The sequence below is a fragment of the Flagellimonas nanhaiensis genome (assembly GCF_003382275.1).
Lineage (GTDB): Bacteria > Bacteroidota > Bacteroidia > Flavobacteriales > Flavobacteriaceae > Flagellimonas > Flagellimonas nanhaiensis.
Genome location: NZ_QTJX01000005.1, coordinates 169,589 through 194,503, shown reverse-complemented (window position 1 = coordinate 194,503; position 24,915 = coordinate 169,589). Strand labels below are relative to the sequence as shown.

At 42.4% G+C, this 24,915-nt stretch carries 13 protein-coding genes and 1 pseudogene; 1 reads left to right on the top strand and 13 read right to left on the bottom strand.

Annotated features, from left to right (window positions below):
- From DX873_RS16855 to DX873_RS16835, 5 genes and pseudogenes are all read right to left on the bottom strand, one after another.
- Nucleotides 1–1,088, bottom strand: a pseudogene (locus DX873_RS16855) (MSCRAMM family adhesin SdrC); the annotation flags it as partial.
- A gap of 440 nt (nt 1,089–1,528) precedes the next feature.
- Nucleotides 1,529–5,950: a beta strand repeat-containing protein gene (locus DX873_RS16850; RefSeq protein ID WP_116185649.1), complete on the bottom strand. Its 4,422-nt coding sequence runs from the start codon at nt 5,948–5,950 to the stop codon at nt 1,529–1,531.
- Between the two features lie 206 nt (nt 5,951–6,156).
- Complete coding sequence (locus DX873_RS16845; RefSeq protein ID WP_116185648.1) at nt 6,157–8,103, bottom strand: OmpA family protein; 1,947 nt, start codon at nt 8,101–8,103, stop codon at nt 6,157–6,159.
- Between the two features lie 11 nt (nt 8,104–8,114).
- On the bottom strand, nt 8,115–9,062 hold the full coding sequence (locus tag DX873_RS16840; protein ID WP_116185647.1) for a PorP/SprF family type IX secretion system membrane protein: 948 nt from the start codon (nt 9,060–9,062) through the stop codon (nt 8,115–8,117).
- A gap of 11 nt (nt 9,063–9,073) precedes the next feature.
- The gene (locus DX873_RS16835) at nt 9,074–11,284 is read right to left on the bottom strand and encodes a gliding motility-associated C-terminal domain-containing protein (RefSeq protein ID WP_116185646.1); all 2,211 of its coding nucleotides are present in this window, start codon (nt 11,282–11,284) and stop codon (nt 9,074–9,076) included.
- A gap of 397 nt (nt 11,285–11,681) precedes the next feature.
- Between DX873_RS16835 and DX873_RS16830 the strand changes: the two genes are divergently transcribed.
- Nucleotides 11,682–13,271 (top strand): peptide chain release factor 3, encoded by a 1,590-nt coding sequence (locus tag DX873_RS16830; RefSeq protein WP_116185645.1) that lies wholly within the window; start codon nt 11,682–11,684, stop codon nt 13,269–13,271.
- A 40-nt stretch (nt 13,272–13,311) separates the two neighbouring features.
- On the opposite strand, the gene DX873_RS16825 is transcribed toward DX873_RS16830, so the two are convergent.
- From DX873_RS16825 to nusG, 8 genes are all read right to left on the bottom strand, one after another.
- Complete coding sequence (locus DX873_RS16825) at nt 13,312–13,629, bottom strand: DUF3467 domain-containing protein (RefSeq protein ID WP_116185644.1); 318 nt, start codon at nt 13,627–13,629, stop codon at nt 13,312–13,314.
- A gap of 174 nt (nt 13,630–13,803) precedes the next feature.
- The gene (gene rpoC, locus DX873_RS16820) at nt 13,804–18,102 is read right to left on the bottom strand and encodes a DNA-directed RNA polymerase subunit beta' (protein WP_116185643.1); all 4,299 of its coding nucleotides are present in this window, start codon (nt 18,100–18,102) and stop codon (nt 13,804–13,806) included.
- Nucleotides 18,103–18,140: 38 nt separating this feature from the next.
- Nucleotides 18,141–21,950 carry a DNA-directed RNA polymerase subunit beta gene (gene rpoB, locus DX873_RS16815; RefSeq protein WP_116185642.1) on the bottom strand — a complete coding sequence of 1,270 codons (3,810 nt, stop codon included), beginning with the start codon at nt 21,948–21,950 and terminating at the stop codon, nt 18,141–18,143.
- 128 nt (nt 21,951–22,078) lie between these two features.
- Nucleotides 22,079–22,462, bottom strand: a complete 384-nt coding sequence (gene rplL / locus DX873_RS16810; protein ID WP_116185641.1) for a 50S ribosomal protein L7/L12 — start codon at nt 22,460–22,462, stop codon at nt 22,079–22,081.
- A 55-nt stretch (nt 22,463–22,517) separates the two neighbouring features.
- On the bottom strand, nt 22,518–23,036 hold the full coding sequence (gene rplJ, locus DX873_RS16805; protein WP_116185640.1) for a 50S ribosomal protein L10: 519 nt from the start codon (nt 23,034–23,036) through the stop codon (nt 22,518–22,520).
- Between the two features lie 27 nt (nt 23,037–23,063).
- Nucleotides 23,064–23,753 carry a 50S ribosomal protein L1 gene (gene rplA, locus DX873_RS16800; RefSeq protein ID WP_116185639.1) on the bottom strand — a complete coding sequence of 230 codons (690 nt, stop codon included), beginning with the start codon at nt 23,751–23,753 and terminating at the stop codon, nt 23,064–23,066.
- An 18-nt stretch (nt 23,754–23,771) separates the two neighbouring features.
- Nucleotides 23,772–24,209 carry a 50S ribosomal protein L11 gene (gene rplK, locus DX873_RS16795; protein ID WP_116185638.1) on the bottom strand — a complete coding sequence of 146 codons (438 nt, stop codon included), beginning with the start codon at nt 24,207–24,209 and terminating at the stop codon, nt 23,772–23,774.
- A 152-nt stretch (nt 24,210–24,361) separates the two neighbouring features.
- The gene (gene nusG / locus DX873_RS16790) at nt 24,362–24,913 is read right to left on the bottom strand and encodes a transcription termination/antitermination protein NusG (protein ID WP_116185637.1); all 552 of its coding nucleotides are present in this window, start codon (nt 24,911–24,913) and stop codon (nt 24,362–24,364) included.
- Nucleotides 24,914–24,915 lie beyond the last annotated feature (2 nt).

Genomic DNA, 24,915 nt, shown 5'->3' with positions numbered 1-24,915 from the left:
TCGGCATCGGCATCGTCGGTGTTCAGCGCAGCGAGCTCAGCGTCCGTGGCGAAGGTACCGTCCAAATCCTGGCTCAGCGTGCCACCGGCATCCGTTACCGTGATCGAGGTGCCCGTAAGGCCAACGGCGGTGTTGTATTCGTTGGTCGGATCGGCATCCGCATCGTCCGTATTGAGCGCAGCGAGCTCAGCGTCCGTGGCGAAGGTACCGTCAAGGTCCTGGCTCAGGGTGCCTCCGGCATCCGTGACCGTGATCGAGGTGCCCGTAAGGCCAACGGCAGTGTTGTATTCGTTCGTGGGGTCCGCATCCGCATCGTCCGTGTTCAGTGCCGCAAGTTCCGCATCGGTGGCGAAGGTACCGTCAAGGTCCTGGCTCAGCGTGCCACCGGCATCCGTGACCGTGATCGAGGTGCCCGTAAGGCCAACGGCGGTGTTGTACTCGTTGGTCGGGTCCGCATCCGCATCGTCCGTGTTCAGCGCGGCAAGTTCAGCGTCCGTGGCGAAGGTACCGTCAAGGTCCTGGCTCAGGGTGCCACCGGCATCCGTGACCGTAATGGAGGTGCCCGTAAGGCCAACGGCGGTGTTGTACTCGTTGGTGGGGTCCGCATCCGCATCGTCCGTATTAATTGCCGCAGCTATATCAGCCAAAGCAACTGAAAATGTATTGGTATCCGAATCTGTAATTACCAAATTCGTATTTGTTCCATCAATAGCAAATGAATTAATTGTGGTATTTGTATCGACCAAAGTATCGCTTAAGCTACTTAAATCAACATTTACACTTCCCCCATTTTCCAAAGTAAGCGTTAGAATGTTTGAAACCCCATCTAAAGTAAAGCTTGTTAATTGTTGGTCATCACTTGCCGTAAGTTCCCAAGAGTCCCCGTCCCAAAAGTATATGGTACCGGTACTTGTGTTTACATAAATATCTCCAGCATCAGCTCCCGTGGGGGATGTTGCTCCTGCAGCTGCGACAGCAGTCCCGCTCAAGACTTCACAATTACATTGGTCTTGCAGGGTCACTGTTGTTTGAGAAAAGGCAATTCCGGAGAAAAATAGTAAGGCTATCGCTAATATGCTCTTTTTCATGAGGTTATTATTAGTTGAGGGCATTTTTTAGTTGTGTTATTGTCTTTTTTCTGTGTTTTCTTGTTTTAATTCAACACAATGAATTTTACACACATTACAAAATTACCTTTACCTATAGGGGTGGAAAATATTTGTTGTGTACGACCAAAATGGCATTGTATAGCTGTTAAATTTTGAGGTTAGGTTTGGAAACATTTATGTTTTTGGTAGGGTATTTGGTCGATAAAACCCCTAAAATTCCGCTGTTTGACAATCCGATAAACTCTCATCAAAACTGTTAAAATTGGATTTTTAAGCAGGATAAAATCAATTTTTGGATGGTGATTCGGCAAGATTTATACCTCAAAAAAGCTCAAACCTATTTAAGGTTATGTTGATTTTCAACAACTATTTAAGGACAAAAAAATGGAGAAAACAGAGGTTGTTTTTAACGAGTTTTCCTAGTTAGGATTCACCCTATAAGTAATCCTTCTATTTGTAATTACGGTAGCAACTTTAATTGTACTAAAGGGTGAAAATTCTGATGTTGAATTGGAAATTGTACTTGTAGCCGTTATCAAATTGCCCAAAGAAGTTCCTGAAGGCAAAGGCAATGAAAACTCAAATCTGTTGGTATTGTCACTATTTCCATCTGCATCGGAATACGCCGAACTGGTTGCATCAGCATCTGACCCACTACCTTCAACAGCGGCACCAATATACGTTTGACCTTCCCCGTAATCTGTTGAAAGTCCAAGTGTATTGTCCCCTGCAGTTGCAGAGCCTTCGCTAATATCAGTGAAATAGAATTCCAACGTCGCTCCTGGCCTTGACCATCCTTTGATAACAAGATTGGAGCCTGAAATACTCACAAAGTTGATTATTGGAAAGTTGTTCAGGTCATTTGGACCTGTATCAGAATCTCCATTGTCATTGATTGTAACACCATCTCCATTAAGGTCAATTCCCAAAGATGGGGTAGAAGTTCCATTTCCGTAAAAGGAGTTTTGGCTTATTAAATTTCCAGTTCCCGTTCCGGAAACGGATATTCCAGCACCTCCATTGGCGTAAATTACATTGTTTGTAATCTGGGAATTGCTTCCTACCAACTCGATACCCATATTTTTAACCGTACCTGAGCAGTTTCCACCATCTTGACCAGAACCCGTAATCGTATTTTCTGTAATTGTTACTCCTCCAGAAATGGCAGTACCATCAATTCCTAATGAAGCTGCATTCTCTATTAAGTTTTGTTGTATAACAATGCCACTACCGCTGTTTAAAGTAATATTGTCATCACAAGCCGCATCTCCATTGGCCGTTATCTGGTTGTTCTGTATTATGCTCGATGTACCTCCATCAATAAAAATTCCAGCGTCTGTATTGGTTGCTATGTAGTTTCCATCAACCACTATGTTCCCTCCTACATTTTCTATTCCATAATCAATATTACCAGCATTACCTCCCGAAGCGTCTACTCCCAAAAGATTAGCACTAACCGTTGTAGACCCGCCATTGATTAAGATTCCAGCATTGTTTCCAGCATAAATGGAGAGGTTTCTTATGGTAACTGAATTGGCATTGGTCTGTAGAACATCGCCATTACCTCTATGTACCTGAATTTCTGGCAAATCGAAAGTAGGTAGTGCTACATTTGACACTCCAACTGAGGTACCTCCGGAACCAACATTTCCAGAGTTGGTATTTCCCGAATATGCTGTTTGCGTACGACCATCTATTATGGTATTGTCGCCTGTAATTTCTGAGAGTGGGCTTCCATTACCAATGGTAATATCAAAATACCCACTTGCAAAATTTGGGTCCGCAGTTCTTCCCAAAGGATCGGTAGAACTTGGAATCATAAAAATGGATGTGTCTTCTCCAGATACGGGGTCAAAAATGAAATTTGACTCAATATTTAATCCAGTTTCATCCAAATTATTGGCATTTACAATGAATTGTTCTAAAGATCCTTGTCCAGCGTCATTTGTGTTGACAATCGTATTGAAGTTGAATCCAAAATCCAACCCTACAAGACCGTTGCCTGCAATGGTTATTGCCGACGTTGTCTGCGCCCCGCTCAGGGTTCCCGTAGAAGCGTCGGTTGCTGTTGGGTCTGCTCCACCAACCTCATTGGTCACATCTACAAAAGATCCAGAAGTATTGTAGTTTCTGAAAGTTTGCACTGGTAAACAGGAAGTACATCCTGTACCGCCGCCGCGACTGGACCGTACCGTATTATTCACCACACGAACGGTATAATTTCCATCAGCCATTCCTCCAAAGGTATAATCTCCACTAGCGTCTGTGGTTACGCTTTCAACATAGTTGTTAGAAGAATCGTAGATTTCCAGAGTTGCGTTAGACACTCCAACTCCAGAGGCAGCAGTTATGTCTCTTCCTACTCCTCCAGGATAGTTTACATCTTCAAAAACTGTTCCGGTGACCAAATTGGATTGTACCCTAATCATTACGGCATTGAAGAAAACAGCATCTGAAGCAACGGATACGTTGGCGGTTACTTGAGAATCTCCCGGCGAGATGTATGAGGATATACCATAGGTATCCAAATCAAGACCATAAGGGGTTGCATCATTATACACTGGAGCCTGGGTATCATCATAAATGGTTGAATTGTAGGCATTATTACCGGTTTGACCTCCATCGCCACTTAACGTAAAAGTAGAAGAGGATTGATTGGTAATGGAAAGGGATTCTGATGCACCTGATAAGGTATCGTCCCCTTCCCAAGATAAGAAAGTTGCTTTTGCCCCTGATCCAGCAATGGCATAAAATGAATCCAATGTAAAGGAATCATTATCATTTCTTAATCGTTGAAAACCTTGGTATAAATTGATACTGGCCGCAGGTAGAGTAGGATCATCATAATATACGATAAGGGCCCATCCTCCCAGAACTCCTTGACTGGCACAACTGGAAGTAGTATCAATGGTTAAATCTGCAAAATCATAAGTGTTAGTAGATGGATCAGCAACTCCGGTTACAATTGAAGTTACATCACTTAGGTAACTCCAATAGGTCGCAGAATAGGCATTGTACGCCACATCTGCTGTTACCGCTTGACCTTCAAAGGTTACATCAGCATCCATAGTAGAGCTTGAGTGCGCCCAGTACAAATATGCTTTTCTTATGGTAGCTGTTCCAGGAATAGGAGCTATCAAAGTATTTGAGCTAGTGTTGGTCACTGCACAGGGGTCGGTATTGTTGTCTGCTGTCCTTAAGGTATTTCCCGTGACCACATAATCCACATTTCCATGGAATTCCTCATAAAGTGTCAAGGCTGCATCCGAGATAATTTGTGAGTTAATGGTTCCTGTTGCTATATCGGAAATGTCAACAGTTCCATCGGAAGAACTCGTGAACTGTATGGTGAAGGTTTCGTCTGTCTCTACGGTGGAATCATTGGTAATGGGTACCGAAATTACTTCACTATCACCAACGGTACCATTAAAACTAAGTGTTCCGGTAGTACTGGTATAATCACTTCCCGCCAACGCAGTACCATCGACTGTTTGAAAATCTACGGTAAACGGACCAGAAGCATCTGTACCCGTATGCGTGACTGTAAAATCCGCAGTTCCCGCCGTTTCATTCACTGTAACATCAACAATACTCATGGTTGGACCAGGAGCATAGCAGGATACTGTCGCTTGCCATCCATTGAGGGTAATACTGGTATCTGAAGTAAACCTGAAGGTCAAACACCCTGAGGCGTCTGTTGCGGTAATTGTTGTTGGAGCATTTGAGTTGTCATATTGCCCAATAAGTGTTCCGGATGTACCCACACCTTCATAGATGTATAAAAAATCCCATGAAGATTCTACATCGAAGCTCGTAAAGTTTACCCTGGTAAAACTTCCGGCCGTATCAGGACAAATAGTATAGGTAATATCTTCATTGTTTGAATAGGTACTTGACACACCACCAGAATCCAAGAAAATACCACTACATGTATTGACAGTGACACCATCTGTGATGATTAAACCGTCATTGTCAGTGATTGTTCCGGTTGCTGTATCCGAAATATCAACGGAACCATCCGAGGCTCCAGTAAATTGTATGGTAAAAGTTTCCGAGCTTTCCAAGGCGCCATCGTCTGTAATAGGAACAGTAATGGTATCTGTATCTCCACTGGTTCCATTAAAATTAAGGGTGCCAAATGTAGATGTATAGTCACTACCTGCAACGGCAGTTCCATCCACAGTTTGAAAATTTACCGTAAACGCTCCGGAAGCATCGGCACCTGTATGGGTAACTGTAAAAACCGCGTTCCCTGTATTTTCATTGAAAGTAAGGTCGCCAATGGTTACCACAGGTGTAACGGTGGCCTGAATGAGAACATCATCTATATACGTATACTCGCCTGACTCCCAATCACCCCATTGCCAAGTAGAGGTATTCATGAATCGGATGGTGGTCGTAGCGGAAATGTATGCGGATATGTCCTGGCTAAAGGTTCCCGAATTAGAGCCTGTGAAGGTCCCAATAGTGGTAAAACTGGAACCGTCTGTGGATATTTGAATACTCAAGTTCTCCCCAGTACCCCCACCATCAAGGCCAGAAGTTTGCCAATCAAAACTGAGTGTGGCCGAAGAGGCTCCGGTTAAATTCGCTGATCTGGTAATCAAATGACTGGACCGAGAAATATCCTCGAACCGAAGCTCATTTCCGGTAATCCTAATTCTTCCACCACTCGATGAATTATCATCATTGGATTCATTCCAATTGGAGGCGAAATTCTGGTTTCCATCATTATTGGAATACGAAACGCTACTAAAATTGTCTAGATAAGTATCTTGGCCAAATACTGTCTGGAATGACAACATCAACCCAATGACAAACAATAACAAGCATTTTTTCATACTCCTAATTTTGATAATTAGACATTTTGCCTAGAATTTACCAAATGTAGTTGTATGTCAAAATGCGGCTAAATATTTGTTGTGAAAGAGACGATCGATAAAGTGAACCCTTGCAATTATGGGGTAAGGGATTTTAAAAAACCGCACAATCCTAGTCCCAAAAAGACTTAAAAGAGACTGCTTATCAATAAGTTGCAGGAATTTTCCTATTCAAAAATGATAAATTCAGATCTACGATTTAATTGATGCTTTTCTCTGGAACACGGAATTCCGTTTAAACAATCGTTGACCAATCTGGTTTCTCCAAAGCCTTCACCTTGCAATCTATCCCGAGAAATCCCTTTGGAGACCATATAATTTACGGTTGACTCAGCTCTTTTTTGTGATAGCCATAGATTATACGCATCATTGCCCCTACTATCTGTATGGGAGTTGACTTTTATCTTGAGACTTGGATATTTCTCCATGGCCACAATCACTTTTTGAATCTCAATTTCAGCATCGGGGCGAATGTCGAATTTGTTCAAATCAAAGTAAATGGTGCTCAGCTGAAGCAATTTGGCCAAATCATCCCCAAAACCGCCGGTAACCACATCCCGTTCCAAATAAAAATCTATTATTCTGGGTTTTCCGTAAGATCTGTTCAAGTATTCCTCGGCAGGCACATAGCCATCCCTTGAAGCCCTAACAAAATTACCTTTGGAACAGTCCAGTTGCAGAACATAATTCCCTTCAGAATCTGTTATGGTAGACGAGACTTCTTTATTTTCTTCATCAATGACCATGACCGTTGCTCCGGCCAAAACCTCGTTGGATATCCTATCTCGAACAGTTCCGGTAACATCTTGGATGCAATCCAGTACCAATGGCTCTGTTTCATCAAATTCATAGATATCGTCCTCTCCCATTCCACCTTCCCTGTTGGAAGAGAAATAGCCTTTTTTATATTCATCATCTATGATGAAGGCAAAGTCATCTTGAGGGCCGTTAATGGGTCTTCCCACATTTACAATGGGTTGATCATAGTCATCAAAAGCTATTTTGGTGGCAAATACGTCCAGTCCCCCTAGACCCTGATGGCCATCTGAAGAGAAATAAAGTACTCCATCCTTTGTAATGTATGGAAAAGTCTCCCGTGCCCTTGTATTGATATTTTTTCCAAGATTAACAATAGGGCCATACGTTCCGTCCCCGATAATCCGCGTCATGAAAATATCAGACTCTCCATGCGTTCCTGGCATGTCCGACACAAAGTAGAGTCTCTTTTCATCCGGACTGAGCACAGGGTGCGCCACGGAATAAGAATCGTTATTAAATGGAAGTTCAATTATGTTCGTCCATTCTCCATTTACAAGTTCCGCGCTATAGATTTTTAGCCGTATTATCCCTTGTTGATCTTTGAATTTTTTTCCATCCAAAAAGTTGTTCCTAGTAAAGTACATGGTTGTACCATCCTTGGTAACCACGGAAGTAGACTCATGAAGCCTTGTGTTTACATCACCTTCAAGTTTGACAACGGTATTGTTTGAAATGCTATCGGCGTTTACCTTGTACAGGTCCAAGAAGTCCCTGGAATTCCAGGTATGTCTGTATCTGGCCAAATTTCCAGTATCCCTATCCGAAGCGAAAATCAGTCCTTTTTCATAAAAGGAAGCCGCAAAATCTGAATACTTGCTGTTGTACCCAAAAGGCTTGACTTGATATCTTCCTGAATTCTCTTCAATTTTGGTAAGGTAATCTTCATCAAAACCTTCAATGGATGAGGTCATTTCCTTAAAACGGGCCATTATCTCATCGGATTCCTCGTAATTACCAAGAGTTTTCAAACTTTGGGCATATCGGAACAAATAATCAGGCTCTGTTTGATCGGGATAGGTCTCTGCTAATTTTTTATAAATATTGGCCGCTTCCTCATATTTTGCATTGAAGTAATACGAATTCCCAAGACGTTTTAACAAATCTATGGATACATATCCCTTGTCCAGTACCTTCTTGTAGATGTCGATTGCAGGGCTAAAAGAATATTCGTCGTAGCGCTCATCTGCCTTTTCCTTGACCCTAGCCTGTTGTCTATCCGGAATAGTGTCCTGTCCCGAGATATTGTTAGAGAACCCTAATAAAATAGTAAGAAGTAAAAGTATTCTTTTTAGCATTCTATACAGTATTAAAAGAATCTTGGTGATACAGTTCTTTGAAACGATTTCAATAACTCCAGTCTTAAAAATATCTCGAACGAACCATCATTAAATTGTGTACCTCCCAGCTCGGTCGTTTCGCGATCGTACGCTAAACCAATCATTATCTGATCCGTTACCTGAAACCCGGCCAGTGCGCTTACAGCGGCATCCCATCTATAGGCCGCACCAAAACTGAATTTATCAGCAAAAAGAAAATTAGCGGACATATCTACTTGTAATGGAGCTCCACCTACAGCCTTGGTCAACAAGGCAGGTTTAAATTTGAGGTCAGCCCCTAAATCAAATACATACCCGGTTATGAGATAAAAATTAATCCGTTCTGCGGATAAAAAGTTTACGGAATCGTCTGAGTTATCATTGTCAAAATATTCAGTTTCCAAAATATTGGGTGCAGATACTCCAGCATAAAATCTATCTGTATGGTAGTATAGCCCAAGTCCAAAGTTTGGTGAAAATTGATTGTCGATATTATTCTGATTGGTCACTTCAATCTGTCTTTGGCGAAGACCGTTGAAATCGATACTCAACATGTTTCCTCCTGCTTTCAAACCAAATGAAAGTTTGGCATCCCTAGCCAATTCAAGAGTATAAGAAACCACAGCATCCAGATAGGTTTCCTGTACTACACCGTCCCCAATGTTATCGTTTACAATTGAAATCCCGTAACCCAGCCTACTGTTTCTAATAGGTGAGTGCAAGTTCAACGTAAAAGTTTCTGGTGCGCCATCAAGTCCAACCCATTGTGACCGATATAATCCCGCAAAACTCAATTGCCCTCTAGATCCTGCATAAGCAGGGTTGACACTCAAGGTATTGAACATGTACTGGGTATATTGGGCATCTTGCTGGGCCTGGATTCCCTGGAATACTGCTCCTACAAATAGTAACGAAATTAAAAGGTGTTTTTTAACCATCTGTCAATATGTTAACGGCTTATATATAAGTATTGGGAGTCAGTAAACCTACCTTCGTCTGTTTCGTATTCAAATATATAAAAATATACCCCCGCCGGAAGATAATCGTTCACACTCAGCGTTGATCTGCCTCGTGATCGACCATCAAAAATATTATTTACGTTATTGTAGTTTGTTCCATCGTAAACCTTCACTCCCCATCTATTGTAGACTTGAAGTGTGTTACTTCTTACTTTATCCAAACCATTGATCCACAAAAAGTCATTATCTCCATCTCCATTTGGCGTAATCAATTGCATTACTTCTATATCTTCATCCACTGGTGGAGGAGAGTCATCTACTGGATCCAGGTAGTCCGGGGTCCCGTCGCCGTCCGTGTCGTCATTGGTCGGGTCGCCGTCCTGGTCCACGTCCTCGTCCGGGGTGTCGATACCGTCGCCGTCGTCATCAAAGTCACGGTAGTTAACGTCCTCCGTCCCATCGGTGTCCGGTAGGTCGTTCGCAGGGTCGTCGATCTCGTCGTTCACATCATAGCCGTCGTCAACATCGCTGCCCTCGTAGCCGTCGTCAAGCCCGTCGTTGTCCGTATCGTTGCCGGTGTACGCCTGGTCGGGCACGCCGTCAAAATTGAAGTCGTTCCCCTCGTTGTTGTCCGCAACAAGGTCGTTGTCACTGTCGTCGTCAAGATAGTCAGGCACGTCAACACCGTCTGTGTTCTCGGGCGTAAGACCGCCAAGGTAGGCACTGTTCACCCCCTGGTTGGCAGCATAGGTCGCCTCGTCATCGTCGTTCGGAGCTATATAGCCCGCCGTGGGCTGTGCCTCCACGTTGTCCGGGATACCGTCGTCGTCACTGTCGATGTCCAGGTGGTCAGGGCGTCCGTCGCCGTCACTGTCCAACGGGTCCGTCAATGGGTCGCCGTCGCCGTCAAGGTCGGGGTCCTCCACCGTGTCCAGGATACCGTCGTTGTCGTCGTCAAGGTCGACACTGTCCGGAACGCCGTCGCCATCGGTGTCGTCACCGGGAGGGGTGTCGGGGTCCAGGTAGTCCGGGGTCCCGTCGCCGTCCGTGTCGTCATTGGTCGGGTCGCCGTCCTCGTCAACGTCCTCGTCGGGGGTGTCGATACCGTCGCCGTCGTCGTCAAAGTCACGGTAGTTCACGTCCTCTGTCCCATCGGTGTCCGGTAGGTCGTTGGCAGGATCGTCGATCTCGTCGTTCACATCATAGCCGTCGTCAACATCGCTGCCCTCGTAGCCGTCGTCAAGCCCGTCGTTGTCCGTATCGCTGCCGGTGTACGCCTGGTCGGGCACACCGTCAAAGTTGAAGTCGTTCCCCTCGTTGTTGTCCGCAACAAGGTCGTTGTCACTGTCGTCGTCAAGATAGTCAGGCACGTCCACACCGTCTGTGTTCTCCGGCGTAAGGCCTTCATCACCACTACCTTCATAGGCATTGTCCAGTCCATCGTTATCGTCATCGTGTCCTGTGGGAGGTACATATCCCGCGGTTGATTGTCCTTCTACATTGTCAGGAATGCCATCATCATCAGAATCTATATCTCTAAAATTCTTAACGCCATCACCATCTGAGTCTATTGGAAGTAATCCTCCGCAGCTTCCAGGGGTTTCTTCGTAGGTATCATCCAAACCATTACCATCACAATCTGTTCCCGAGGGAGGAAGATAGCTATCTGGATGTTGTGCTTCCACATTATCCAAAATTCCATCATCATCCGAATCTATGTCTTTATAATCAGGAAAAGTATCACCGTCAGTATCAACTGGGATAAGTCCTCCACAGCTTCCTGGAGTTTCTTCATAGGCATCATCTAAACCGTTGCAATCCGTATCTTTTCCAGATGGAGGTATATACCCATGCGTAGTTTGGGCCTCAATGTTGTCAATTATGCCATCATCATCGGAATCCACATCCAAATAATCAGGAATAGTATCTCCATCAGTATCTGTAGGATTGGTCCAATAACAGTTATCTCCATCTAGGTTTTCGTCCTCAACTGTATCAATGATTCCGTCTCCGTCATCATCAATGTCTATATTGTCCGGAATTCCATCCCCGTCCGTATCCGTAGGTGGGAACGGTTGTTCCTCAGCACTGCGGTCAGGAAATTCACGGAAGGTATTGTTTGGATATAGTAAGATTCCCAGAAGTAGAAAAACACCACAAAGCAGTTTTTTTCGAGAATCCAAGAAAGTAATATTTTCCATAAATGATAAGTTTTGGTCAACTAATCACCATGGCTAGAGGTCTAGAACGTGTAAGAAAATGGGGCTTTCTTATCTATTTGCGGTCAACTGTGTCCTCGTTAGATCAAAATACACTTTGTGCACATAGTTAGCGTATTTATTGCTCAATGCCTATTTTTCTCGACAAAAAGCTCATTCATCATCATTAGATGCCACATATAGTAATACGTTTTGTCTTTATAAAAAGATTATATGCTCTTCGAAATCTTTAAAATCAAGACGGCGGAAAATTACTTCTCTTTTTAATTTTACATGCCTATTAGAAGAGAAAATTTTACAATAATATCAACATTATTGATTCTCGTAGAAATAGATTCTAAAATAGATATTTACGCTATTTTTGCCGAAATTTTTGTTGATGGATTTTGAGAAAGAAATAGCACGACGTAGAACTTTTGGGATTATTTCCCACCCAGATGCAGGAAAAACCACCTTAACGGAAAAGCTTCTACTATTTGGAGGTGCCATTCAAGAGGCTGGGGCTGTTAAGAGCAACAAAATTAAAAAGTCGGCCACGAGTGATTTCATGGAAATAGAGCGCCAGCGGGGAATCTCCGTAGCCACCTCGGTTTTGGCCTTTATCTATAAAGACAAAAAAATAAATATCCTGGATACTCCAGGGCACAAGGATTTTGCCGAGGATACATTTAGGACGCTTACCGCAGTTGACAGTGTTATTGTGGTTATTGATGTGGCCAAAGGTGTTGAGGAGCAGACCGAGAAACTTGTTGAAGTCTGCCGAATGCGAAACATTCCCATGATCGTTTTTATCAACAAGTTGGATCGTGAGGGAAAAGATGCCTTTGACCTATTGGACGAAGTGGAGCAAAAATTAGGGCTTTCGGTCACACCATTGAGCTTTCCTATCGGAATGGGATTTGATTTCAAGGGAATCTATAACATTTACGAGAAAAACATCAACCTATTTAGTGGTAACAGTAAAAAGAATATTGAGGAGACCATTGCCTTTGATGATTTGGAAAACCCAGAGTTGGAAAACATCATAGGTACCGAGTCTGCCCAAGAACTGAGGGACAACTTGGAACTGGTGAGTGGGGTTTATCCTGAGTTCAACAAGGAATCTTATCTTAATGGAGAGTTGCAGCCTGTTTTCTTTGGCTCGGCCCTGAATAATTTTGGAGTAAGAGAACTTTTGGATTGTTTTGTGGACATTGCTCCTACTCCACGTTCCAAAATGGCAGAGGAACGGTTGGTGGAGTCCAATGAAAAAGATTTTTCCGGTTTTGTATTCAAGATACACGCCAACATGGACCCCAAGCACCGGGATCGTTTGGCATTTGTAAAAGTGGTTTCGGGAACCTTCGAACGAAACACACCTTATCTCCATGTTCGTCATGACAAGAAATTGAAATTTTCCAGTCCCAATGCCTTTTTTGCTGAAAAGAAAGAGATTGTAGATGTTTCTTATCCAGGGGATATTGTAGGATTACATGATACGGGAAACTTTAAAATTGGAGATACCTTGACCAGTGGTGAAAAGTTAAGCTATAAGGGCATCCCTAGTTTTTCTCCCGAACATTTCAGATATATCAACAATGCTGACCCTATGAAAGCCAAACAACTTTCTAAGGGCATTGACCAGCTGATGGATGAAGGAGTCGCACAGTTATTCACTCTGGAAATGAATGGAAGAAAGGTCATTGGTACTGTTGGTGCACTTCAATATGAAGTTATTCAATATCGGCTTGAGCACGAGTACGGAGCCAAATGTACTTATGAAAACTTCCCGGTACACAAAGCCTGTTGGGTAGAGGTTGAGGATGAAAACAATGAGGAATTCAAAGAATTTAAGAGGGTAAAACAAAAGTTTCTGGCAACAGATAAACGAGGGCAGTTGGTATTTTTGGCGGATTCTGCCTTTTCCCTACAAATGACACAGCAAAAATATCCTTCGGTACATCTGCATTTTACCTCAGAATTTAATTGATCAACAAAAAAAGGCCCCAAACAAAGTTTGGGGCCTTTTTTTAAGCTTCTCCGGTCGGACCGAAGTTCAGCGGTATCGCCGGTTGCTCATAATCCTTGATCGGTCCATGCGCCTTTTCAAATCTAGCGACATTTTCACTCAAGGCCTTTAAAAATTTCTTGGCATGCTGGGGCGTTAAAATAATCCTGCTCTTCACCTTAGCTTTGGGCGCTCCAGGCATCATGCTTATAAAATCCACAACAAATTCAGAAACAGAATGGTTAATAATAGCCAGGTTGGAATACGTTCCTTCCGCGGTTTTTTCATCCAATTCTATATTGATCTGTTTTTGGTTTTGATTCTTATTATTTTCTGCCATTATAATTTTAGTTTAAAATAATTGTCAATGATACGAAAACGTTATTCTGAACTTGTTTCAGAATCTCAAATACCTATCATCGAGCTTTTAATTATGAGACCCTGAAATGAATTCAGGGTGACATCTTATAATACAAAAAGAAAAAACCCTGACTTTATTGTCAGGGTTTAGTATTTAGAATTTGAATTCCTCTTTTCGGGCCATGATCTCATCGTACTCCTCTTTGGAGCCTACAATGATGCTATCATAATCCCTCATACCGGTACCGGCCGGAATCTTATGTCCTACAATAACATTTTCCTTCAATCCTTCCAGAGTATCCACTTTACCGCTAACCGCAGCTTCGTTCAATACTTTGGTCGTTTCTTGGAACGATGCAGCAGAAATAAAGGACTTAGTCTGCAATGACGCCCTGGTAATACCTTGAAGGATTGGTGTAGCCGTAGCGGCCACAGCATCTCTTGCGGTTACCAAAGTCTTGTCTTCTCTACGCAAAATAGAGTTTTCATCCCTTAGATCACGTGCAGAAACAATCTGACCAGCTTTAAGGTTCTCAGAATCACCTGCCTCTTCTACTACCTTCATACCGAAAATCTCATCGTTTTCGCGGATGAAATCATCCTTGTGCACCAACTGGTTTTCCAAGAACGTGGTATCTCCAGAGTCTTCAATACGAACCTTACGCATCATCTGACGTACTACGACCTCAAAATGCTTATCGTTGATTTTCACCCCTTGTAAACGGTATACCTCCTGTACTTCGTTCACCAAATATTGCTGAACCGCAGATGGGCCTTTGATTGCCAAAATATCCTCAGGTGTAATAGATCCATCAGACAATGGCATTCCGGCACGTACGTAGTCATTCTCCTGTACCAATATTTGGTTTGAAAGTTTAACCAAGTACTTCTTGATCTCTCCGGTTTTGGATTCAATGATAATCTCCCTGTTTCCACGTTTGATCTTACCAAATGAAACCACACCATCAATTTCGGTAACAACAGCTGGATTGGATGGGTTTCTTGCTTCAAATAGCTCTGTAACCCTTGGAAGACCACCAGTAATATCCCCTGCTTTAGCAGATTTTCTTGGGATTTTTACCAAAGTTTTACCTTCCTTAATCTTCTCACCATCATCCACCATCAAGTGGGAACCAACTGGTAAGTTGTATGAACGTAGCGTTTCACCTTTTCCATCCTTGATCAAAAGGGTTGGAATAAGTTTCTTGTTTCTTGATTCAGAAATCACCTTTTCCTGGAAACCGGTCTGTTCATCAATTTCCACTTGATAGGTAACACCTTGCTCAATATTCTCATAGGCAATTGCCCCTGTGAATTCAGAAACGATAACACCGTTATAAGGATCCCACTGACAAACAACATCACCTTTTTTAACCTTGGCTCCGTTCTTAATGAACAATTGGGAACCGTAAGGAATGTTGTTGGTACTTAACGTGATTCCTGTTTTGGCATCTACTATTTTGATTTCGGATGTCCTGGAAATTACAATGTTGGCTTTTCCTCCTTCACTGTTTTCTCCAACAACCGTTCTTAAATCTTCAATCTCGGCAACACCATCAAACTTAGCTTCAAGCTTGTTATCCTCAGAAATGTTACCTGCAATACCTCCCACGTGGAAAGTACGAAGTGTCAACTGAGTACCAGGTTCCCCAATGGACTGTGCTGCAACAACACCTACAGCTTCACCTCGCTGAACCATTTTATTGGTGGCCAAGTTTCTTCCGTAACATTTTGCGCAAATTCCTTTTGGAGCTTCACAGGTTAATGCGGAGCGTACTTCAATTTTGTCAATTGGAGCTGCTTCAACCTTTCTAACATCAGCTTCAGAAATCTCCTGACCTGCTTCAAGAATCAATTCTTCAGTCAACGGATTGTACACATCGTGAAGTGAAACCCTACCAAGGATTCTTTCTCCCAATGTTTCAACTACTTCTTCATTCTTTTTCAAGGCGCTAACCTCAATACCTCTCAAGGTACCACAATCCTCAATGTTGATGATCACATCCTGGGATACATCTACCAAACGTCTGGTCAAGTATCCAGCATCAGCAGTTTTCAAAGCGGTATCCGCAAGACCTTTACGTGCACCGTGCGTTGAGATAAAGTATTCCAAAATGGACAATCCTTCCTTAAAGTTGGAAAGAATGGGGTTTTCAATAATCTCCCCACCTCCTGCGGTAGATTTTTTAGGCTTGGCCATCAATCCACGCATACCGGTCAACTGGCGAATCTGTTCCTTGGAACCCCTTGCACCAGAATCCAACATCATATATACAGAATTGAATCCTTGTTGGTCCTCACGAATACGCTTCATGGCCAACTCGGTCAACATTGCATTTGTTGATGTCCAAACATCAATAACCTGGTTATATCGCTCATTGTTGGTGATAAGACCCATATTATAGTTCATCATGATACCATCTACCTGCTCGTTGGCATCGGCAATCATTTCGTGTTTTTCCTTTGGAATGATAATATCTCCCAAACTGAAGGACAATCCTCCCTTGAAGGCAAAATCGTACCCCATGCTCTTTATCCTATCCAAGAACTCAGCCGTTGTAGGAACATCGGTCACCGCAAGAATATCCCCAATAATATTTCTAAGGGATTTCTTGTTCAAAACAGTATTGATATACCCAGCCTGTTCCGGAACAACTCTGTTAAAGAGTACACGTCCAGTGGTAGTTTCTATAATCTTGTTGACCAATTCCCCTTCATCATTGAAATCTTTGGTTCTTACCTTGATTCCAGCGTTCAGGTCAACCTTTTTCTCATTGAAAGCGATTACCACTTCTTCAGGAGAATAAAAGGTCAATCCTTCACCTTTAATTGGCACCTCCTTGGTGGACTTTCTTTCCTTGGTCATATAGTACAATCCAAGAACCATATCCTGAGAAGGTACAGTAATTGGCGAACCGTTAGCAGGATTCAGGATATTTTGAGAAGCCAACATCAACAATTGAGCTTCCAAAATTGCTTCTGGCCCCAAAGGAAGGTGAACAGCCATCTGGTCACCATCAAAATCCGCGTTAAATGCGGTACAGGCCAATGGGTGCAAGCGGATAGCCTTACCTTCTATAAGTTTTGGCTGGAATGCTTGTATACCCAATCTGTGCAATGTGGGGGCACGGTTCAATAATACCGGATGACCCTTGATCACATTATCCAGAATATCCCAAACTACGGGTTCTTTCTTATCTATTATCTTCTTGGCGGATTTTACCGTCTTTACAATACCTCTTTCTATCAGTTTACGGATCACAAAGGGCTTGTACAGCTCGGCTGCCATATCCTTGGGCAGACCACACTCGTACAATTTCATCTCTGGTCCTACAACAATTACGGAACGAGCAGAGTAATCCACACGTTTACCCAAAAGGTTCTGACGGAAACGACCTTGTTTACCTTTCAAGGAATCCGATAGGGATTTTAGAGGTCTGTTTGATTCCGTTTTAACCGCAGAGGCTTTTCTAGTATTGTCAAATAGGGAATCCACAGCTTCTTGAAGCATACGCTTCTCGTTTCTTAGGATTACCTCAGGTGCTTTGATTTCCATCAATCGCTTTAAACGATTGTTACGGATAATTACCCTTCTATAGAGATCGTTCAAATCCGAAGTGGCAAAACGTCCTCCATCCAAAGGCACCAAAGGACGCAATTCTGGTGGAATAACGGGAACAACCTTCATGATCATCCATTCTGGTCTGTTTTCCCTGTTCCCTTGAGATTCACGCAAAGCTTCCACAACCTGAAGTCGCTTTAATGCTTCTGTCTTACGTTGCTTTGAAGTTTCTGTGTTTGCCTTGTGTCGAAGTTCATAGGACAATTGCTCCAAATCGATTCGAGACAACAAATCAATCAAACATTCGGCACCCATTTTAGCGATGAACTTATTGGGGTCCGTGTCTTCCAAATATTGGTTTTCACTTGGAATGGATTCCAAAATGTTCAAATACTCCTCCTCGGTCAAGAAATCCATTTTATTGATTTCCTCTCCTTCAGGGCCTTTGGCAATACCAGGTTGAATGACCACATATCTTTCATAATAAATGATCATGTCCAATTTCTTGGAAGGTAATCCCAAAAGGTATCCTATCTTATTTGGAAGTGAACGGAAGTACCAGATATGTGCAACGGGAACCACAAGGTTAATATGACCTACACGATCCCTACGAACCTTCTTTTCCGTTACTTCAACACCACAACGATCACAAACAATACCACGATAGCGGATTCGCTTATACTTTCCACAGGCACATTCGTAATCCTTTACAGGACCAAAAATCCGCTCACAGAAAAGTCCGTCACGCTCGGGCTTGTGCGTTCTATAGTTAATAGTTTCGGGTTTCAATACCTCTCCACGGGATTCAGCCAAAATTGACTCAGGAGAAGCTAATCCTATGGAAATTTTATTGAACCTTTTTGGTGCGTTATTGTCTTTTATTCTAGCCATAACAATATGGTGATGATATTATTAATTTTTATAGTGTTCTATTCTTCCAATCTGATATCCAAGCCCAATCCTTTAAGCTCGTGCATCAATACATTGAAAGATTCTGGAAGTCCAGGTTCCGGCATGGTCTCACCTTTAACGATGGACTCATAGGTCTTGGCTCTTCCGATCACGTCATCGGACTTAACCGTAAGTATTTCCCTTAGGGTAGATGATGCTCCATAGGCCTCTAGTGCCCAAACCTCCATCTCTCCAAAACGCTGACCACCAAACTGGGCCTTACCACCCAATGGTTGTTGTGTAATCAACGAGTATGGACCGATAGATCTGGCGTGCATTTTATCATCTACCATGTGACCTAGTTTCAACATGTAGATCACCCCAACGGTAGCAGCTTGGTCAAATCGTTGACCAGTACCTCCATCGTATAGGTAGGTGTGTCCAAATCTTGGTACACCAGCTTCGTCCGTGTACTCATTGATTTGATCTAAGGTAGCCCCATCGAAAATCGGAGTTCCATATTTCTTGCCAAGCTTCAATCCTGCCCAACCAAGAACAGTTTCGTAAATCTGACCAATGTTCATACGGGAAGGTACTCCAAGTGGGTTCAATACAATATCAACAGGTGTTCCGTCTTCCAAGAAAGGCATATCCTCTTGACGAACGATTCGGGCCACAATACCTTTGTTTCCGTGACGACCCGCCATTTTATCACCAACTTTTAGCTTACGCTTTTTGGCGATGTACACCTTAGCCAATTTCATGATACCTGCAGGCAGTTCATCTCCTACGGAGATAGTGAACTTATCCCTTCTAAGGTTACCCTGAATATCGTTCAATTTGATTTTGTAGTTGTGCAACAAATCAGCTACCAATGCATTGGTAGTGTCATCCGTTGTCCAGCTTCCCCCAACCAAGTGGGCAAAATCATCTACAGCATTCAACATTTTTATGGTGTATTTCTTTCCTTTTGGAAGTACTTCTTCACCTAAATCGTTGATAACACCCTGCGAAGTTTTACCATTGATCAAACCAAATAGTTTCTCGATCAATACATCTTTCAGTTGTTGGAACTTCACTTCATAGTCCATTTCCAACCTAGAGATGGCCTCTTTATCTTCAGAACGTTTTCTCTTGTCCTTGATGGAACGTGAGAACAATTTCTTATCGATAACAACACCTCTTAACGAAGGTGATGCTTTTAGAGAAGCATCTTTTACATCACCTGCTTTATCACCAAAGATGGCACGGAGCAGTTTTTCTTCTGGAGTTGGATCGGATTCTCCTTTTGGAGTAATCTTACCAATCAAGATATCCCCAGGCTTAACTTCTGCACCAATACGAATCATACCGTATTCGTCCAAATCCCTAGTTGCTTCTTCAGAAACGTTAGGTATGTCGTTGGTCAATTCTTCAGCTCCCAACTTGGTATCCCTCACTTCCAAGGCATACTCATCAATGTGGATGGAGGTGAAAATATCCTCACGTACTACTTTTTCAGAAATTACAATCGCATCCTCAAAGTTGTACCCTTTCCATGGCATAAAGGCCACTTTCATGTTTCTACCTAGTGCCAGTTCTCCCTTTTCAGTAGCGTAACCTTCACAAAGTACCTGACCATTTTTAACCTTGTCTCCTTTTCTGACAATTGGTTTTAGGTTGATACTTGTTCCTTGGTTTGTTTTTCTAAACTTCACCAAGTTATAGGTCTTGGAATCTTCTTCAAAGCTTACCAATCGCTCTTCTTCTGATCTAGTGTATTTGATAGTGATTTTTTGAGCATCAACATACTCCACAACACCATCGCCTTCTGCATTGATCAACACCCTAGAATCTGTAGCTACCTGCTTTTCCAAACCTGTACCTACAATTGGAGATTGTGGTTTTAATAATGGAACTGCCTGACGCATCATGTTTGACCCCATCAAAGCCCTGTTCGCATCATCATGCTCCAAGAAAGGAATCAAGGAAGCTGAAATAGAAGCAATTTGGTTAGGGGCAACATCGGTATAGTTCACCTCAGATGGATCAACTACCGGGAAATCGCCTTCTTCACGTGCAATTACCTTATCATCCTCAATTTTCCCTTTTGCATCCATTGGGATGTTTGCTTGGGAAATCTTCATTCCTTCTTCTTCCTCTGCACTTAGATAGGAGTATTCCTTAGTATTCACCACACCATTTTCCACCTTACGGTAAGGAGTTTCCAAGAAGCCCATTGGGTTTACCTTGGCGAATACGGATAGAGAAGAAATCAAACCAATGTTTGGACCTTCAGGTGTCTCAATAGGACACAATCTTCCGTAGTGGGTATAGTGAACGTCACGCACCTCGAAACCTGCTCTTTCTCTTGAAAGACCTCCAGGGCCCAGTGCCGACAATCTTCTTTTGTGTGTAATCTCCGCCAATGGATTCGTCTGATCCATGAACTGAGACAACTGGTTTGTACCAAAAAACGAGTTGATCACCGAAGACAACGTCTTGGCGTTGATCAAATCGATTGGGGTAAAGACCTCATTATCACGAACGTTCATACGCTCACGAATGGTACGTGCCATACGGGCCAAACCAACACCGAACTGAGAAGACAATTGTTCCCCAACAGTTCTAACACGACGGTTGGACAAGTGATCGATATCATCAATCTCTGCTTTGGAGTTGATCAACTCAATCAAATACTTGATGATAGTGATGATATCCTCCTTGGTAAGGACTTCTTTGTCCATGCCAATATCCAATCCTAATTTTTTGTTCATTCGGTACCTACCTACTTCACCAAGGCTATAACGTTGGTCCGAGAAGAACAACTTGTCGATAATACCTCTAGCCGTTTCTTCATCTGGTGGTTCGGCATTACGCAACTGTCTGTAAATATGTTCTACCGCTTCTTTTTCAGAGTTGGTAGGGTCTTTTTGCAGTGTATTGTGAATAATGGCGTAATCTGACTGCGCATTGTTCTCCTTGTGAAGGAGAATAGTTTTCACATCTGCGTCAATGATTTCATCTATGTGCTCTTTTTCAAGAACAGTATCACGATCTAGGATGATCTCATTACGCTCGATGGACACCACTTCACCAGTATCTTCATCAACAAAATCCTCATGCCAAGTGTTCAAAACCCTTGCAGCAAGTTTTCGTCCCAATACTTTTTTCAAACCGGCCTTGGAAACTTTTACTTCTTCCGAAAGGTCAAAGATTTCCAAAATATCCTTGTCCCTTTCAAAGCCAATGGCACGGAACAACGTGGTAACCGGTAATTTCTTCTTTCTATCAATGTAAGCATACATTACTCCATTGATATCTGTTGCAAATTCAATCCAAGATCCTTTAAAAGGGATTACCCTGGCTGAATACAACTTAGTTCCGTTTGCATGGAAAGATTGTCCAAAGAAAACCCCTGGAGATCTGTGCAACTGTGAAACAACAACCCTTTCTGCTCCGTTTATAACGAAAGTACCGCTAGGAGTCATGTAAGGGATGGTACCTAGGTACACATCTTGTACAATAGTCTCAAAGTCTTCGTGCTCTGGATCGGTACAATATAGTTTTAGCCGCGCTTTTAACGGAACGCTATAGGTAAGACCACGCTCAATACATTCTTGGATCGAATATCTGGGTGGGTCTATAAAATAATCTAGAAATTCTAGTACGAATTGGTTTCTAGTGTCTGTGATTGGAAAATTTTCCATGAAGGTGTTATAAAGACCTTCATTTCCTCTTTCGTCAGATTTGGTTTCAAGCTGAAAAAAGTCTTGAAAGGATTTTATCTGAATGTCCAAGAAATCCGGGTATTCCGGTATGTTCTTAGCGGATGCGAAATTTACTCTTTCAGTAGTGTTTGTGAACATCAATGGACAAATTTTGATCGTGAAATATTACTGTGGGTGGTGTACGACTTAATACACTCCTATTAAATAGGCTAAGGCCTAACCACTATAATGGAAAGACCTTAACCAAATTTGTATGGTAAAAGCTATTATTTAAGCTCAACTTCTGCTCCTGCTTCTTCCAATGATTTTTTGATACCTTCTGCCTCATCTTTGGCAACACCTTCCTTAACAGCTTTAGGAGCGCTGTCAACAATGTCCTTAGCATCTTTCAAACCAAGACCGGTCAACTCTTTTACAAGTTTAACAACAGCCAATTTGGAACCACCTGCAGCTTTAAGGATTACATCAAATTCTGATTTTTCCTCAGCAGCTTCACCTTCACCACCACCAGCGGCAGCACCACCAGCAACGGCTACTGCAGCAGCAGCAGGCTCAATACCGTATTCTTCTTTTAATATATCGGCCAACTCATTTACCTCTTTTACTGTAAGGTTAACCAATTGTTCTGCAAAATCTTTTAAATCTGCCATTTTTCTATCGTTTAATAAAAATTTTTAAAAATATACTTAGTTTATTGTGCGCGAATTATTCTTTCTCAGATAATGTCTTGAGGATTCCGGCCAGTTTACCACCACCAGATTTAAGCCCAGAAATAACATTCTTGGCTGGTGATTGCAACAGTCCGATAATATCTCCAATAACCTCTTCTTTGGACTTGATATTAACAAGTGCCTCAAGGTTTTCGTCCCCTACATAAATGGCTTCCTCAATGAAAGCACCTTTAAGTACAGGTCTATCTGATTTTTTTCTAAAGTTCTTGATAAGTTTCGCAGGAGCGTTCCCTGTTTCTGAAAGCATCAAAGATGTGTTGCCCTTCAATACTTCAGGAAGTTCACCAAATTCCTTATCAGAAGCTTCCATTGCTTTTGCAAGCAAGGTGTTCTTTACGACCGCAAGTTTAATGTTTGCCTTGAAACACGCTCTTCTTAAATTGGAGGTGTCTACAGCATCCAAACCTGAAATATCCGCCAAATAAATATTGGTGTTTTCAGCTAACTGCGCAGTCAAGTCTTCTATTACGGTTGCTTTTTCTTCTCTTGTCATCGTTATAAATTATTGAACTACCAGTTATTAAACTGCTTTAGGGTCTAATTGAACACTAGGACTCATGGTACTGGACAAGTAGATGCTCTTCATATAAACACCTTTTGCTGCTGCTGGCTTCATTTTGTTCAATGTATCCAACAACTCTTTGGCATTTCCTGCAATTTTGTCTGCAGAGAAGGAAGCTTTTCCTATTGCCGCGTGTACAATTCCTGTTTTGTCCACTTTGAAATCAATCTTACCGGCCTTAACATCAGACACCGCTTTTGCAACGTCCATGGTTACGGTACCGGTTTTTGGATTGGGCATCAATCCCCTTGGTCCCAAAACTCTACCTAAAGGACCTAGTTTACCCATAACGCTTGGCATAGTGATGATAACATCAACATCTGTCCAACCGCCTTTGATCTTATCCAAATATTCATCCAACCCAACAAAATCAGCACCAGCTTCTTTAGCTTCTGCTTCTTTGTCTGGAGTCACCAATGCCAAAACCTTAACATCTTTACCTGTTCCATGAGGAAGGGTAACAACGCCACGCACCATTTGATTTGCCTTTCTTGGGTCTACCCCTAAACGAACTGCAAGGTCAATGGAAGCGTCAAACTTTACATTGGTTATTTCTTTTATCAAAGCTGATGCTTCATCCAAAGAATAGAGTTTATTCTTGTCTATCTTGGCGTGAGCTTCTTTTTGCTTTTTAGTCAATCTTGCCATTATAAATTGCTTTAGATTTTAAAAAGGTCTTTTTCCAGCTACTTTGAGTCCCATGGAGCGTGCAGTTCCTGCAACCATACTCATTGCAGATTCTACGGTAAATGCATTCAAATCGACCATTTTGTCTTCAGCGATTGCTTTTACCTGATCCCAAGTGACTGAACCAGATTTAACCCTGTTAGGTTCGCCAGATCCTTTTTTAATCTTAGCTGCTTCCAACAATTGAACTGCCGCGGGTGGTGTTTTTACAACAAACTCGAAAGATTTGTCTTTGTAAACGGTGATAACAACAGGTAAAACTTTACCTGGTTTGTCCTGTGTACGAGCATTAAACTGCTTACAGAACTCCATAATGTTAACACCAGCAGCACCTAAGGCGGGTCCAACCGGTGGCGATGGATTCGCAGCACCTCCCCTAACTTGTAATTTAACTACCTTATCTACTTCTTTTGCCATTGTTTTTAATTAAAATGAAAGTGTGTTAATTGGAAGCAACACAACTTTATATATGTAACAGCTCTATTTTTTAGTCTTGAGATTTTAGATTCTAGATTTGAGAAGTTGACAATAAAAAGTCTCACATCTCCCATCTATATTCTAATATCTACTTATACTTTTTCAACTTGCATGTAGCTGAGTTCCAATGGGGTTTTCCTTCCGAAAATCTTTACCATTACCTCCAGCTTACGCTTTTCTTCATTGATTTTTTCAACAGTTCCATTGAAGCCGTTGAAAGGACCATCAATAACCTTCACCGTTTCACCCAGCACAAATGGAATCGCAACATTGTCCGTATTAACAGCCAACTCATCCACCTTACCAAGCATACGGTTAACTTCAGCTTTTCTAAGCGGTACGGGATCTCCTCCTTTGGTCTCACCCAAAAAGCCAATTACATTGGTAATGGATTTGATGATGTGAACCATCTCTCCTCCCAAATTGGCCTTGATCATAATATATCCTGGAAAATAAACACGCTCTTTGCTGATTTTTTTTCCATTTCTGATCTGCACCACCTTTTCAGTTGGCACAAGTACCTCATCCAGATAATCCCCAAAGCCAGCACGTTCTACTTCACTCTCTATGTAGCCTTTGATTTTATTCTCTTGGCCACTGACAGCTCTTACCACATACCATTTTTTTTCCAGAACTTCAGACATAC

What these genes read in the sequence shown, in the direction of transcription:
- DX873_RS16850 (WP_116185649.1), bottom strand. Translation starts at nt 5,950, where the DNA reads ATGAAAAAATGCTTGTTATTGTTTGTCATTGGGTTGATGTTGTCATTC.
- DX873_RS16845 (WP_116185648.1), bottom strand. Translation starts at nt 8,103, where the DNA reads ATGCTAAAAAGAATACTTTTACTTCTTACTATTTTATTAGGGTTCTCT.
- DX873_RS16840 (WP_116185647.1), bottom strand. Translation starts at nt 9,062, where the DNA reads ATGGTTAAAAAACACCTTTTAATTTCGTTACTATTTGTAGGAGCAGTA.
- DX873_RS16835 (WP_116185646.1), bottom strand. Translation starts at nt 11,284, where the DNA reads ATGGAAAATATTACTTTCTTGGATTCTCGAAAAAAACTGCTTTGTGGT.
- DX873_RS16830 (WP_116185645.1), top strand. Translation starts at nt 11,682, where the DNA reads ATGGATTTTGAGAAAGAAATAGCACGACGTAGAACTTTTGGGATTATT.
- DX873_RS16825 (WP_116185644.1), bottom strand. Translation starts at nt 13,629, where the DNA reads ATGGCAGAAAATAATAAGAATCAAAACCAAAAACAGATCAATATAGAA.
- rpoC (WP_116185643.1), bottom strand. Translation starts at nt 18,102, where the DNA reads ATGGCTAGAATAAAAGACAATAACGCACCAAAAAGGTTCAATAAAATT.
- rpoB (WP_116185642.1), bottom strand. Translation starts at nt 21,950, where the DNA reads ATGTTCACAAACACTACTGAAAGAGTAAATTTCGCATCCGCTAAGAAC.
- rplL (WP_116185641.1), bottom strand. Translation starts at nt 22,462, where the DNA reads ATGGCAGATTTAAAAGATTTTGCAGAACAATTGGTTAACCTTACAGTA.
- rplJ (WP_116185640.1), bottom strand. Translation starts at nt 23,036, where the DNA reads ATGACAAGAGAAGAAAAAGCAACCGTAATAGAAGACTTGACTGCGCAG.
- rplA (WP_116185639.1), bottom strand. Translation starts at nt 23,753, where the DNA reads ATGGCAAGATTGACTAAAAAGCAAAAAGAAGCTCACGCCAAGATAGAC.
- rplK (WP_116185638.1), bottom strand. Translation starts at nt 24,209, where the DNA reads ATGGCAAAAGAAGTAGATAAGGTAGTTAAATTACAAGTTAGGGGAGGT.
- nusG (WP_116185637.1), bottom strand. Translation starts at nt 24,913, where the DNA reads ATGTCTGAAGTTCTGGAAAAAAAATGGTATGTGGTAAGAGCTGTCAGT.